Source organism: Streptococcus sp. HMSC078H03 (genome assembly GCF_001808655.1).
In the GTDB taxonomy this organism is placed as follows: domain Bacteria; phylum Bacillota; class Bacilli; order Lactobacillales; family Streptococcaceae; genus Streptococcus; species Streptococcus salivarius_G.
The window spans coordinates 37,093-51,848 of the sequence record NZ_KV794113.1; the positions used below are offsets into that span (position 1 = coordinate 37,093).

Below are 14,756 nucleotides of genomic sequence, written 5' to 3' on the forward strand. Positions count from 1 at the left end.
CATAGTGAATAGAAGCCTAAGTTTCCTAGAAAGAGAATGGAAAACATCGAAAGGTGCTTCGACTCGTGGTACATTTCCAATTAATACCTACTTTTCTAGACTAAATAAAAAACTGGGTATTGCTCCTTATTTGACTTATGTTTTCTCAAATATTCTTCTCTTCTTTTTATCTAGCTCTATTCTACTATCATTTTCAAGTAATATTAGAAAAAACAAGAAAAAGATTCCCTATTTGGAAATCCTTTACATCAATATTTATAAATCATCCCTGTACAAGCTTGCTCTGAAAGTTCGATAAAGCCCAGAGATTGGTAAAAAGCTAGATTTTTCTCGCTACGTTCAGTGACAAGGAGTCGTTGATAGACATTGGGAAAAGTTGCTAAAGCCTCTTCTAAGAGTTTCTTTCCGATTCCTTGGCGCTGATGATCTGGTCGCACCAAGAGGTCCTGCACCAAAAGAACAGAGTGTCCATCTCCTACCAAGCGAATGTAGGCTACTAACTCTTCCTCATCATAAACTGCCAACTGCCAGAGACTAGCTTTGACAGCTTCTTCTAGCATAGCTGGGTTGTTGGTATAATTGGTCCAGCCGACTGAACTGTACAGTGCGAGTAGGTCTGTTATCGCTGGAATCTCTTTTTTATAATTTAACATCTTAACTCCTTTTTAACCTATAATGCTGGAAGAAGGCGATATCCCGATAAGGGGATTCTTGGCAGACCGCCAGCTCCATCTTGAGCATAGACTCTCGCCATCCCTCTTGGTCTTTGAAGCGATTATCCTGCAAGGCATAAAAGACACGGATTCCTTGGTAGTCTTTATTTTCAAGAGCTAGATTTTCTATTACTGCATCTAGATCATAGGCTTGAGCCAAACCCATGGAGTGGGTTTCCAGATCTTGGCCTGCTAGTAAATCGAGGGCCTTCTGAGTATCATTTTCAAAGACGACGGTCTGTAGGACTCGGCCGACTTCATTGTGCTTGACGATAGAGAGCAGGCCTCCTGGTTTCAAGAGGCGGATGAACGCCTTGAGAACAGCCTTGCGATTCTCTACATACTCTAAGACATTGTGGCAGAGAATGACATCAAAGCTAGCATCCTCAAAGCTTTCTAACTGATCCAGACTCCCGACTAGTTGCTGATATGGGTAATCCTGGGTCCGCAAAGCTACCATTTCTTCATTGGGTTCTACAGCTAGAACTTGATTTTCATGAGCCAAGTGGTTGGCCACAAGGCCAAAGCCACTGCCAAAATCAAGAACTCGCTTACCCTTGATATCCTGTAATTGGTCAAAAAGAATATCATAATAGATTTGACCCCAGGGTTGCTTGAGATTCTCTAAATACGCTTGGATATTTGCGGCCATCTAGTATCCTCCTATTTGTAGTTAAACACATTGGTAGCTAGTTTGTCCGAGATGCGTGGAAATAGCGTATACCCTTTGTGCGCAACCGCTAATAGTCGTGGCAAGTTAACTTCACGTTTGTTTTTGCCCAGAATACGGACAATCTTTTTAGCCACGTATTTAGGACTGAGGACAAACTTCTTAACACTCTCAAGATAGGCTCCAGAGGGATCTGCTTGGTCAAAGAAGCTTGTCTCAATTGGACCAGGATTGACTGTTGTCACATAGACTCCCTTATCAGCCAGCTCTAGACGAAGGGCATCTGAGAAGCCAATTACAGCAAACTTTGTCGCTGCATAGACACTTGAGTTGGCTGTCGCAATTTTTCCCGCCATACTGGCGATATTGATGATATGCCCATGGCCTTGCTCGACCATTTTCTCAGCCATTAGACGTGAAAAGGTCATTGTCGCCAAGGTATTGATATCAAACATATCACGTACTTCTTGGCTAGTGTAATTATCATAAGACTTGAATTCACCGAAACCAGCATTATTGATAAAGACATCAATACGTCCAAATCGTTGATAGAGATAATCTACCATTTTTTTAATGGCATTGTCGTCTCTAAGGTCAATGGCAAGGCAGGTTTTATTTTCCACATGGCGATAACATTTCTCAAGTTTATCCTTGTCTCTTCCTAAGAGGATAATGCCATCACTAGGTGAGAGCTGCTTGACAATTTCTTGTGCAAGCCCTCCTGAAGCACCAGTAATAGCGATAATACGTTGTTTAGCCATTAAATCTCTACCTCTTCCAAGTCACGAACGATGTGGGTGTTTTCGAAAATCGTTTTGGCATCTGCTGCCATCTTACCGATATCACGCCCCAAGAAACGAGCTGATACGTGATTTAGAAGAAGGCGTTTTGCTGACGCATCCTTAGCGACCTGTGCTGCTTGCATATTGGTTGAGTGACCATGACTCTTGGCAATTTTTTCATCTCCCTTACCATAAGTAGACTCGTGGACCAAGACATCCGCCCCCAATCCAAGACGAACACTGGCATTCGTCTTACGAGTATCACCTAAGATAGTGATAACCTTACCTTTCTTAGGTGCGGAAATAAAGTCCTTGGCAATGATTTTAGTTCCATCTTCAAGAACCACATCTTGGCCATTCTTAATTTGACCAAAAAGAGGACCAAACGGCACACCTGCTGCTTTAAGGGCCTCAGCGTCCAAGGTTCCTTCAAGATCCTTTTGAACCACACGGTAACCAATACAAAAAATGGTGTGATCCAACTTATCTGCATAAACAGCGAACTTGTCATTTTCCATAACCAAGCCTAGCTTATGCTCATCAATTTCCTTAAAATGCACATGGTAAGGGAGGCGTGTCCCAGAGGTACGAAGACTTGTCATGACATATTGTTTGATACCGACTGGACCATAAACTTCAAGGTCAGTTTGTTCTTCACTCGATTGGAAGGAACGGCTAGCCAAGAAACCAGGTAGGCCAAAGATATGGTCTCCATGCATATGTGTGATAAAGATTTTTTTAACTTTACGAGGTTTGATTGTTGTTTCTAAAATCTGACGTTGGGTACCTTCTCCACAGTCAAACATCCAGACCTCATTGATTTCATCGAGTAACTTCAGAACCAGACTCGACACGTTACGGGCCTTGGAGGGCTGCCCGGCACCCGTCCCTAAAAATTGTAATTCCATGACTTCCTATACTTTCTATCTATCGTTCTTCTTATTTCTGGACAATATAAGCCAGGCATTCACGCTGAGCAAAGCCGTAATAAACAGTTTGCCCTTTATATTGAGACAAAAGTTCCACTAATTCATCTTGATTGAAGCTAGCCAACTTAATGACATTTCCCTTTAACTTAGTTACACGACTAAGTAACTGTGTCTCAGGTGTTAACTCTTCCAATACTTCTTCGTCAAAATCAACCTTGGCCATCTTAATTTGAGTTCCTTCAAGATAAACCTTATACTGAGGAAAAACTTGAGCAAGCTCAAACAAAATACTGGCCGTTGGAACCTCTAAATGCTCGGCAAAGACTAAAGCTACCTCATCAGCATTTTCATAGCAAAACCCATAGGATTTTCCTGACAAATTGAGACGAATAAAAGGCTTGTGTTCATCAAAAGATGGTGCAGAGTTAAAGAGGTTCAACTCTTTTGAAAGGTCCAAGTAGTAATCCGTCGCTGCTTCAGGAGATTGTTTCTGGTAAATCTCTGCAAAATAAGCATTAATCACACTTGGTGGTGGCGTAATAAAAGCCAATTTTTGACTGTCAGAAAGGTCTGACAAGGTATTTTCCAAATAGACCTTATCTAAACTTGTAAAACCACCATATTTTAAAGCTAAATCCATATAATCAGTCATAAAATTCTTCCAATTTCCATTTATTTTTCGGTGAAATATAACCTGTAATTTCTTCTACTTCTGTCTCAAAAGTGTAGCTATCTAGCAAGGCTAATTGACTCAATTGATAAAGTTTATAAGCTTGATCCTGATGGACCTTAATACTAAAGGGTTCAAAAATCTGTTGAATTTCGTCAACCAAGAGTCTTCTGAGGGCCTCACGACTTCCCTTGTCACGAGCTGAGAGGCGAACATTAGGAAAGACTGTGGCTACTAGATTATCAGCTACATCCATCTTATTGTAAATTGCTAGACGAGGAATATCAGTCATGTCTAAGTCTTTGAGAATGTCTAAGACCACCTTTTCATGCTCTTCGTGATTAGGATCACTCGCATCAATGACATGCAAAAGAAGGTCCACATTACGACTTTCTTCAAGTGTTGACTTAAAGGCAGCAACCAATTCTGTTGGCAAGTCCTGGATAAAACCAACCGTATCTGTCAAGGTCACTTGAAACTGATCCTTTAAGTAAATTTTCTTAGTCGTTGCATCCAAGGTCGCGAAAAGTTCATTAGCCTCATATTGCTTATCATCCGTCATAAGGTTCATGATTGTTGATTTCCCAGCATTGGTATAACCAATCAAACCAATTTTAAAGGCACTTGAATCAACACGCTTTTCGCGAATGGTTTCTCGGTTCTTCTCAACAACCTTTAACTGGCGTTCAATATCAGCAATCTGGTTACGAATCGAACGACGATTAAGCTCCAACTGACTTTCACCAGGTCCACGGCTACCAATGCCCCCTGCTTGACGGCTGAGCATAATCCCTTGACCAGCTAAACGGGGCAACATGTATTTTAGTTGAGCTAGGTGAACCTGAAGTTTCCCTTCATGGCTTCTAGCTCTCATGGCAAAGATATCCAAAATTAATTGCATACGATCAATAACTTTTACGCCAAATGCCGCCTCAAGATTGGTATTTTGACGAGGCGTTAAACGGTTATTGACAATGACCGTAGTAATCTCATCCGCATCCACCATAGCCTTGATTTCTTCTAATTTTCCTGAACCTACGAAAGACTTACTATCATAGCGTTCACGTTTTTGGGTATAGCTAGCTACAACCTCTGCTCCTGCAGTTTTGGCAAGACTGGCAAGTTCCTCCATTGACATGTCAAAATGCTCTGTTTCTTGCAATTCAACACCTACTAAAATAGCACGTTCTTGCTGTTTGGCTGTCTCTATCATAGCAAACCCCTTTTCAAAATAGTCAACTTTTATTATACCACAGGCAGGGGCAAAGAGAAGGTCACAGACCTTAATTTTTTTCAAAGAAAAACAAGCTGGATTAACCAACTTGCTTCTTCTTAATGTTTACGTGTCGGTTTCTTTTTCGAACCCTTACGACGCTTGCCTTGATGAATGCTTGGCGTATTTTGAGAAATGGTTTGACGCATTTTCTCAGTGGCCTTATCAACCTTATCTTTAGCCTTGACCAATTCTTGAGAGGCCTTGGTAACACTCTTCGAAGGCTTGTTTTTCTTAGACTTGCTCTTAGAAACAGGTTTCACTTGACTAGTTCCAGACGTACGCATACGACGAGACATAGCCAGGAGAATTTTATTTTCCTCGTTGAGGTTAGTCTGATAAGCCATTGAAAGCACCAAACCAACACCAATCAAGTTAGAGATGAGCGATGATCCCCCTTGAGAAATAAAGGGCAAAGGAATACCTGTCAAAGGAAGAATCCCAACTGCTGCCCCAATATTTTCAAAAATATGGAAGACAATCATCATGATAAAGCCTGTCGAAATAAAGGTATAGAAACGGTTGTTAGATTTGAACGTCACTCGCAGCATGCGGTAAATGAGGAAGAGATAGGTTAGAAGAACCAATCCACCACCTACCAAACCAAAATCTTCCGCAATGACTGTGAAAATCATATCACTCTCACGAACCGGTACGTTTAACTCCAGATGATTAAACCCTTTACCATAGATTCCTCCGGTACCAATCGAAATCATACCTTGTGTCTGTTGAAAGGCGATACCGTCTGCATAAGTGAAGGGATCCAACCAAGCTGAGATACGGTTAATCTGGTAGGTTTGCACCCCCATCTTAAGCATGGCTTCCTTACCCCAATCTGTGATAAATACCATCACAAACAAGGTTACCCCTGTTGCAAAAGCTAGAACTACCGGTAAGATAATACGCCAGGATATCCCCGAAACCACTACGATACCAGCTAAAATAGCCAGAAAGACTAAGGCAGTCCCCATATCTCCTTGAAGAACCAGTAAACCTAACACAGGGAGTGTGACTGCAACATATTGGAAGAGCAATAACCAGTCATCCTGAAGGTTGGTCACTTCCTTACCTTGCTTAGCCCAAACACCTATTCTCGATAGGAAAAGGATGTAGGATATCTTCATAAATTCAGATGGTTGGAAAAGAGTAACTGATCCAATACTTACCCAGTTTTTCGCTCCCGTCGAGGCTACCAAAGCAGGGGAATAGAAAACGAGAGGTAGAACCATAAGCCCCAGACCGAAAATATAGAGCCAGGGGGTTACCTTCCAAAGAAACTCTGTATTAAACAACATGACAACAAAAGCAAGTACTGAACCTAGAAAAATCCATAGTACTTGCTGAGACATGACTTGCACAAGATTCTTTGGGTAATCAAAATTTGTCGCGATAAATATCGAAACCAGGCCAACCAGTAGCAATATGAGAACTGGCAGGAGAATCGAGTAATCTATCCGACTTTCAATAGTATTTTTTGACTTAGCCATGTGTACTCCAAAATAAAGATTTAGCAAGAGTTATTATACCACTTTTTTGGCCAGACAAATGACCTGAATGTATAAAAAAGAGACAATTTTTTTAACGAAAAAAGCAACCACAAAAGTGATTGACTTCTTTCATTCATTACTCTTAATTTGACACGTAGCCTTTTCCTTGAGCGTTGAAGTATACCCATTGCCCTGAAGGAATTTTAACCCAACGATTAATAGCCTTTTCCCCTGTATGAACATCATAGTAAGAGATTGAGCCATCAGGATTCGTAGCTGTTGCACCTTTCACTTGCTTACCAGTTTGGTCAAAGTAAAGGTTTTGGCCGTTGATCGTCTGTTCGCCAACAACAAGTTCACCTTTGGCATCAGCATAATACCAGTTGTTGTCTCCAGTAGTGAAGAAGGTTGATACTAACTTATTACCAGTAGCTCCATGGTAGTATGAACGGCTGCCATTCGCATTTGTTGCAAAGTCACCTTTAACCTGTTTACCATCAGTAGCAAAGAAGAGTTTTTGACCGTTAATCACTTGAGCTCCTGTAACGACATTTCCCTTATCATCAGCATAATACCATCTATCATGACCGGTAGTGAAGAAGGTTGATACCAATTTATCACCAGTATTCCAATGGTAGAATGAACGACTACCGTCAGTGTTCATTACGAAGCCACCCTTAACTTGACGACCATTTGCATCAAAGTAGAGATGTTGACCATTGATAATCTGAGCACCTGTGACATTACGTCCATGTGAATCTGCATAGAACCAGTTGTTGTCCCCTGTAGTATAGAAGCCTGGTGTATGTGCCTTAGTCACAACACCCTTAGCATCGATATTAAAGGTTTGACCATTAACTACTAGTGATGTATCCACAAGTTTCACACCTGTAATGGCATCGTAGTATGAAGTCGTTCCATCAGGATTATTCACGAACTCACCTTTAACTTGTTTACCTGACTCATCAAAGTAGAGCTCGTCACCATTGATGGTTTGCGCACCACGAAGAACATCACCTTCGTTATTTGCATAGTATGTAGCATCACCAACTTGGAAGAAGCGGTTCTTAACTTGAACACCTTTTTCATTGAAGTAAAGGTTTTGTTTACCTACCTTAGTAAATCCAGTGGCAACATAGCCCTTATCATTAGCGTAGTACCAATTACCATCTTGTTCAAAGAAGCCTGAGTACTTACGTTCACCTGAATCGCCACAGAAGAACATCAAATGTCCATCTTTTGTAGGAATGAAGATACCTTTAGCTTGGTAACCATTGTCATAGAAGTATTTTTCCTTACCTTCTACTTCAGTCAAACCAGTAGCCATGATGCCACCCTTGAAAAAGTATTGGTAGAATTTCTCTTCCTTACCACTATCATCTTTAACAGTAACTTCTTTCCAACCAGTTTGAGTCGTCAATTTACCGGACTTACCATAAACCATTGATTGACCTTTGGCATTTTTAATAACACCATCAGTAAACATAACCCCATTTGGCAAGAAGAAATAGTTTGAACCGTTGATAGCTTGTTCACCAGTTACAAGGTAACCCTTATCGTTAAAGTAGTACTGTTTGCCATTATATGTCACAAATTGACTCTTAGCTTGAGTACCAGATGTTGTGTAATAAGTTACCCCTGTACCATCATAAGCAAATCCAGTTTTAGCTTTTGTATCACCAGTCAAGGCTGCTGGAAGGAAGGTACCTTTATCATTAACGGTGAAGTACAATTTACCATCGCTGAGAACATAGTCAGAACCACGTTTTTGGATGTTTGTACCGTTAAAGTACTTAGCTTCCCATTGTTTAATCTTCACAGATGGATCAATTGTCTTACCTGACGCTTCCATAACTTCTTTGAAGATTTCTGGATAAAGTTTTTGAAGTTTGTCGAGGAAGGCACCACCATACTGTGCTTGGAAATCATTTCCTGATGACTTGGTATTTGTCACATAGAGCTTATTAACCAAGCTAGTATCATCAAGCACCTTACCATGCGTATCTGTACGAGTAGCTGTCACTACTTCTTTACCTGGGAGGGTATACAATTGGTCTGGAACCCAGTCAGCAATGACTTGAATACCTTGCTTGTGAAGAGCCTTGAGGGCATCACGAAGATCTTCTTTTGAACCGTATTTATTATTTTTGCTCATGGCAAAGTCATAACGGTCTGTGAAGGCATAACCATTTTCAATAATAGAATCAAGGAAAGTTCCATCCTTAGATGAGACATATTGAGGTGCAATTTCAAATGACGTAATGCCCCATGACTTGAAGAGGTCTGCATTTGCTGCAATCAATTTATTAGTGTATTGGCTATCTTCTTTAACAAAGTCTTGGAAGTTTGAGAAACCTTCGTAAATCACTTGTGCTTCAAGTGCTGCAGAAGAGCTATAAACCTTATCCCCTTCTTTGTAGGCTTTTGTTGATGGTTTAGCAAGAACGTTTTGATCTTCAGTCGCACCTACTGGTACCCAAACTGAAAGGTAACCACTCATATCAACAGTCTTAAAGCCTTTGATTTCATCAGCTGTGAAGACAAGATTTCCTTGTGCATCTGTATATTTAACAATCTTAGTATCTGAATCATTCAATGATGACACGATACCTTTATCCGTACCAAGCAAGAGTGGACGGTAGGCTTGGTTCTTGTGGGCTGCACCCATGTTGACAGTAATTGTTTCACCATCTGCTAATTTCAAATCTGGGTTATTAGCAATAAGGGTCAACATACCTGAATTGCGGCCGTATTTTCCACCTTCTGTATCTGTCTTAGACATCAAATCTTGACCATAACGGACAGAGACAAGAACTTCTTTATTGTCTTTAGCAGATGACACCCCATCACCAGCAAGGTTATGGATATAAGATGTTTGTCCACCGGCTACATATTTAGAACGAGCTTTAAGAAGTGTCGTGATTTGGTCAAAGTATGGTGATTTCTTAGCCATGTATTGACCGTTATCAGTATACAAGTCTCCGTAATATACACGAGTTGCTGCACCCATTGTTTGAAGCATCAAAGCATAGGCAGCAGGGATATTTGAGTGTGTATATTCCTTATCAACTTTCAACATATCCGCATTATAAATGTCGAAAGCCTGTTTCAATTGGTCTAATGTGAATGTGAAACCATCTGTTGTAGGATCAATTTTCTTACTGATAATGTCTGCGATAACCGTTTGAACTTCTGAGTCGTGTGCACGAACAAAGAGGTAGGTTGCAAAACCAAGTTGATCATATGAGGTAACTTCCGCACGGTTTGAAAGACCAAAATAACCACCGTTAATAAGGTCCTTCATTGATGCATTACGTGCACCTGTACCCTTATTCGTTACCGGACGAGTCAATCCATGAACAATAGACAAACGGAGACCATTATCCATAGAAAGGGCAGCTGTATTGTGTTCGTCAACATAATATGGGTCATTTTGTGACCAAGCTTCAAGAATTGAGATATTAGCAAGGGCACGCGCTTCAGACTCATTAACCTTGTAAGCAGCCTTCATGTATGAAGACACCAATTGAAGCATATCGATGCTAACATTGTCCACGGCATCAACACGGATACCATCAAAGTGAGCATCTTTGTCCTTGTCACCAAAGACGATTTGTCCCCAGTTCATGAAGTAATACAATTGGTTAAGCATTTCAGCTTGCACAATTGGGTTTGAGTTGTCGATATCGCTTGATAGCAAGAACTCATAACCAGCATCGCTACCACTCTTAATCTTGTCTTTTGCCAAACGGCTTGTCGCTGTTTGATCAAGTTTACGGTAGTCTGAGTTAGCCCACTTCGTTAAATCACTATTAACAAAGAGGAGAGCTCCTTTTTGGAAGTGTTCTTTACCTGGAGATTCAGAGTTAATATTCCATTTATCTTGGTCTTTAACAAAGGCCTCGATTGACTGACGTAACCAGTCTGTTGACTTATTAGCAGCAATCTTGACTTCAATCTTACGTTGGATGATTTGAGCAGCGGCATTCAAACTAGCTTGAGAATTTTCAATCGTAAAGACATCTTTTGTTTCTTCACCGTTGCTAAGAGCCTTAGTCATGTAGTTCAAGTAAGCTACTTGAGTATCCTTATCAGGCCACCAAGACATTAAAAGTGGACGAAAATCTTTTTCAGTTGATGCTTTCCAAGTTGTACCAGCTTCAAGGATTTCTTTTGGACGGTACCAACTATCAGCTGTCAAATAACCATCAACAAGTTCAAAGCTTGCTTTTGTTGAATCGTAAGCAGCATTGTTTTTAGTAAAATCAGTGACAAGATTTGTTGTTTCTTGTGTGAATGAATAAGTTGATGTGCTTGAAAGGACACCATTCTCATCAAAATAAAGGACCTGACCATTTACAGTAATGGCAAAGTTTTTCTTATGTGATCCATCTTCTAAAAGATAGTAATATTTACCATCTTTTTCTTTTTTAATATTATCGAGTGAGACTGCAGCTTTAATTTCAGCTTCAGAAAGCTCTTTAGACTTCTCAGTCGTTGGAGCGGCTACTCCAGCATTTGCAGCTACTTCAGATGTTGTAGCTGTTTCTGGTTTAGCGGCTACTTCTGGCTTAGCAGTCGTTTCAGGTTTGGCTTCAACCTCTACTGCTGCAGCTCTATCACTAGTTGCTCCTGAATTTGGTTGAACTGTCGTTTCAGCTGGTTTATCAGCAGTAACTGCTGCTCGGTCTGTTGTTGTGGCATTTGAAGTATTTGCCACTTCAGTTGTTGTCCCTACCTCTTTTTCAACCACAGGATTTGTATTCTCCCCGACTGTAGTTGTTGAAGGTGATCCATTAGTATTATTTATTTCTTCTGCAGAGGCGAGTGAAGATGTGGCAACACTACCACCAACAATGGTAGCCAAGGCTACTGAAGCAACCGCTAAAGTAACCCATTGCTTCTTCACTTTGTGCAGTTTATAGCGTACTTTATTTTCCATATTCAATTTTTCCCCAATATATTTTTTGTCTAAAAATCTACACCTTAAAGACTCATTCATTATATCATTTTTTAGCGCCAAAAAAACTTGATAAATCTTATTTTAACGAGTTTTTTACTATCTTAATGAAAGATTAAATAATTGTCATGTAATCGAATTGGATACTGTCAATAATTTTGTGTAAACACTCAAGTAGAGTTGAAGAATGTTAATCAAATAAGCTTTCAAGTGTGTCAGCACATTGGCCAAACCCTTTGTGGATACGTTGACTTTGCTTGAAATTATAATTTTCAAACAAAGTAACTAAATAACGTTCCAGAGCCTCCTCGTTAGGAGAGTGGGACAGAAATCGGTAATTCGTTAGAAGTCGATTTCGTCGTCACACCTCCGCACAGTTGAGTAGGGCTGTAAAAACTGATGAAATCAGCGTAGTAGAGCCCACTCAACCACTGCGTCTTGCTCGACAATCCAAAGACAATTAAGAGGCTAGGACTATTGTCCCAGCCTCGTTTGACGTTTGATTTCTTTGTTAAGAGACTCAATGAGGTTTGTCGAATAAATGCTGTGCCAAATCTGGTAGGGAAACTGATAAAAAGTTAAAAGATTATCCGTATTCTCCAGACTTTCCATGACTTTCCTATACTTTGGTTTCCATTCAGCGATAAAGTCCTCCAAAGCTAGGACTGCTATTTCTAAATTTTCAGTACGATAAATCGTTTTAAATTGCTTCAAAATAACCGCTCTATCTGCTCGTTTCACTTTACTAGCTAGATTTCGACTAATATGAATTAAGCAACGTTGTTGTTTAGCTAATGGGTAAGCCTGACTGATCATCTGCTCAAGCCCCTTGAAGCAATCGGTCGCTACATGAGAAACCTGTTGAATGCCTTGTTTTTGAAGCTTATCTAACAGGGTGGACCATGAATCATTGTTTTCATTTGGGGCGATTTCATATCCAAGAACAACCTTCTGTCCTTCTGGTGTAATGCCAAGTGCGATATGAATACATTCTTTATTAACGGCTCCACGTCTTAATGGAAGATAGGTTCCATCAAGAAATAAAACAGAGTAATTGGCTTCTAAGCTTCTCTCATGAAAAGCAGAGACATTCTCCTGAGTTGTTTTTGAGATATTAGAAATTGTGGCAGGACTATAGTGATGACCATCCATTCGCTCGATGATGTCGCTAATTTCTCGAGTCGTTACGCCGGTTTGATAGAGTTTGATAACCATCTCTTCCAAGTGGTCATCTCGACGTCCATAAGAGGGGATCAAAGCTGGACTAAAGTTTCCATTACGACTATTACCAGAATTATAGCCTACTTTATCGTAAGGCTCATACCCTAAAAGGGCTGACAATTCTGCTTGAAGCGGATCATTCATCGCCGTTTCAAGAGAAGTACGGAAAAATTCATCAATATCTTGCTTTTGGGCTAAGAAGTTAAGTAGTTCTGTGCTAAACTGAGTCATAGGAATAAATCTCTTTCTAGTAATGTTTCGCAACTCTACTATAACGGATTTATTCCTTTTTGTGTTTACACAACATATTGTATACTATCCTCTGCAAAATATAGATATAAACATTTTATTCTATTTTGTACAGAAAATAACAACAAATGACCATATTCCTTGCCTATTTTCAATCATTTTGATACTCTACAATTGGAGGTATGTATGACTAAACAAAAAATAAATCAAATTGTCGGTTCCATTGGGGCCTTTATCGGGATTATTGTATTTATCGCCTACATCCCACAAATTTTTGCCAATTTACAAGGCAACAAAGCTCAACCATTCCAGCCTTTATCCGCAGCAGTATCTTGTTTAATTTGGGTTCTTTATGGATGGACAAAAGAACCCAAGAAAGATTGGATACTAATTATTCCAAACTCAGCTGGTGTGATTTTGGGTGGACTCACTTTTTTGACTTCACTTTAACAAATTTAATAGTATGTATAAAAAGCTGAGATGAGTTTCTCAGCTTTTTCTCTATTCTCAGATAATTAAACGCTGCACTCACTAACTTCCGCTTTTCCATTCACAATCATTCTCATGGTCATCAACTAGACCTGCCGCCTGTAGAAAAGCTAAAACTGCGACTGGACCTGTAAACTTGAAGCCTCGTTTTTTGAGATCTTGAGATAACTTTTCAGACAAAGGTGTTTTAGCAGGTGCCTGGCGATAGTCAGGGACATCATTCACGATAGTTTTTCCCTCGACAAAAGACCAGAGGTAGGCATCAAAGGAACCGTAGGTTTTCTGGACTTGTAGAAATGCTTGAGAATTGGCACGCGTAGCAAAAATCTTGGATCGATTTCGAATGATGGCTGGATTGTCTAACAAGTCCTCCAACTCTGCATCCGTCATCTCCGAAACACCTTGGACTTGGTAGTTGTAAAATGATTCTCTGAAAGCTTGGTGCTTGTTGAGAACCGTTGCCCAAGAAAGACCGGCCTGATAAGTTTCCAAACAAAGTAACTCAAAAAGAGCACGGTCATCATGAAGGGGTTGGCCCCACCCTTCATCATGATAGGCTACATATAAAGGGTTATTCATTTTTACCCAACCACAACGTTTCGGCATATATTTTCTATTTCACCAACATCTTAAGGGCAGATTTGATATAGTTCTCAGCTGTATCCGTCGTTCCTTCGAAGAATTTCTTGATTTTCTTTAGCTCTGTTTCCTTGTAGTCTAGCACCACCATGCCCTCATTGCCAAGGAAAGATGATCAAATATGACTTTCAAAAATCTTCTAAAATTCCTCTCCTTGAACAAGCTGGAACTCCAACACTACTACGCTTGAAAAAATCGCTTCCAGTGTAAAAATTGTAGGAAAGTCATGGTAGCTGAGACATCAATCATTGAGAAAAACCACCAAATCTCCAACCTTGTCCGACAAAAGGTTGCTCAACTTCTAACTGAGAAGGTATCGCTAACGGATATTGCCAGAAGACTTCGTGTGTCGACGTCCACTGTCTATCGTAAGCTTAACCAGTTTACTTTCAAGGAGCATTATGACAAGCTCCCAGCTGTTATGTCTTGGGATGAGTTTGAGTTCAAGAAAGGTGAACTCGCTTTTGTGGCGCAAAACTATGAGACCAACAAACTCATAACCATCCTTGATAATCTCCGTCAAACCACTATTCGAAACCACTTTTTGAAGTATCCATTGAAGGTTCGCCAAAAAGTGCAGTTTATTACAATGGATATGTCAGGAGCCTATATCCCACTAGCTCGTAGACTTTTCCCAAACGCCGAAATCATTATTGATCGTTTCCACATCATCC

The 14,756-nt window shown here is 40.2% G+C and carries 9 protein-coding genes and 5 pseudogenes; 2 read left to right on the top strand and 12 right to left on the bottom strand.

Annotated elements, in window-relative coordinates; translation table 11 throughout:
* Positions 1–248 precede the first annotated feature (248 nt).
* The 10 genes and pseudogenes from HMPREF2607_RS06110 to HMPREF2607_RS06150 form a co-directional block, all read right to left on the bottom strand.
* Positions 249–653, bottom strand: coding sequence for a GNAT family N-acetyltransferase (locus tag HMPREF2607_RS06110; protein WP_064521295.1), 405 nt, complete (start codon positions 651–653; stop codon positions 249–251).
* A gap of 1 nt (position 654) precedes the next feature.
* Entirely contained in the window at positions 655–1,365 is a 711-nt protein-coding gene (locus HMPREF2607_RS06115; protein WP_064521294.1) for a class I SAM-dependent methyltransferase, read from the bottom strand.
* 11 nt (positions 1,366–1,376) lie between these two features.
* The gene (locus HMPREF2607_RS06120; protein WP_064521293.1) at positions 1,377–2,144 is read right to left on the bottom strand and encodes an SDR family NAD(P)-dependent oxidoreductase; all 768 of its coding nucleotides are present in this window, start codon (positions 2,142–2,144) and stop codon (positions 1,377–1,379) included.
* Positions 2,144–3,073: a ribonuclease Z gene (rnz, locus tag HMPREF2607_RS06125; RefSeq protein WP_002884122.1), complete on the bottom strand. Its 930-nt coding sequence runs from the start codon at positions 3,071–3,073 to the stop codon at positions 2,144–2,146. Before rnz ends, HMPREF2607_RS06120 begins: the two co-directional genes overlap by 1 nt.
* 31 nt (positions 3,074–3,104) lie before the next feature.
* Entirely contained in the window at positions 3,105–3,746 is a 642-nt protein-coding gene (locus tag HMPREF2607_RS06130; RefSeq protein WP_061652382.1) for a hypothetical protein, read from the bottom strand.
* The gene (gene hflX, locus HMPREF2607_RS06135; protein WP_070476560.1) at positions 3,739–4,977 is read right to left on the bottom strand and encodes a GTPase HflX; all 1,239 of its coding nucleotides are present in this window, start codon (positions 4,975–4,977) and stop codon (positions 3,739–3,741) included. Before hflX ends, HMPREF2607_RS06130 begins: the two co-directional genes overlap by 8 nt.
* A 377-nt stretch (positions 4,978–5,354) precedes the next feature.
* Positions 5,355–6,524: pseudogene (locus HMPREF2607_RS06140) on the bottom strand (FtsW/RodA/SpoVE family cell cycle protein); the annotation flags it as partial.
* A gap of 142 nt (positions 6,525–6,666) precedes the next feature.
* Positions 6,667–11,466: a glycoside hydrolase family 70 protein gene (locus HMPREF2607_RS06145; RefSeq protein ID WP_070476351.1), complete on the bottom strand. Its 4,800-nt coding sequence runs from the start codon at positions 11,464–11,466 to the stop codon at positions 6,667–6,669.
* A gap of 208 nt (positions 11,467–11,674) precedes the next feature.
* Positions 11,675–11,813: pseudogene (locus HMPREF2607_RS10380) on the bottom strand (IS256 family transposase); the annotation flags it as partial.
* Positions 11,814–11,969: 156 nt separating this feature from the next.
* Positions 11,970–12,936 (bottom strand): annotated as a pseudogene (locus HMPREF2607_RS06150) (IS256 family transposase); the annotation flags it as partial.
* Positions 12,937–13,140: 204 nt separating this feature from the next.
* Between HMPREF2607_RS06150 and HMPREF2607_RS06155 the strand changes: the two are divergent.
* Complete coding sequence (locus HMPREF2607_RS06155) at positions 13,141–13,404, top strand: SemiSWEET family transporter (RefSeq protein WP_037599404.1); 264 nt, start codon at positions 13,141–13,143, stop codon at positions 13,402–13,404.
* An 81-nt stretch (positions 13,405–13,485) separates the two neighbouring features.
* Here HMPREF2607_RS06155 and HMPREF2607_RS06160 read toward each other — a convergent pair whose 3' ends face one another.
* Positions 13,486–14,049 (bottom strand): DNA-3-methyladenine glycosylase I, encoded by a 564-nt coding sequence (locus tag HMPREF2607_RS06160; RefSeq protein WP_070476353.1) that lies wholly within the window; start codon positions 14,047–14,049, stop codon positions 13,486–13,488.
* A 7-nt stretch (positions 14,050–14,056) separates the two neighbouring features.
* Positions 14,057–14,179, bottom strand: a pseudogene (locus tag HMPREF2607_RS10185) (Holliday junction branch migration protein RuvA); the annotation flags it as partial.
* Between HMPREF2607_RS10185 and HMPREF2607_RS10610 the strand changes: the two are divergent.
* Positions 14,164–14,756, top strand: a pseudogene (locus tag HMPREF2607_RS10610) (ISL3 family transposase); the annotation flags it as partial. The pseudogenes HMPREF2607_RS10185 and HMPREF2607_RS10610 sit on opposite strands and share 16 nt — an antisense overlap.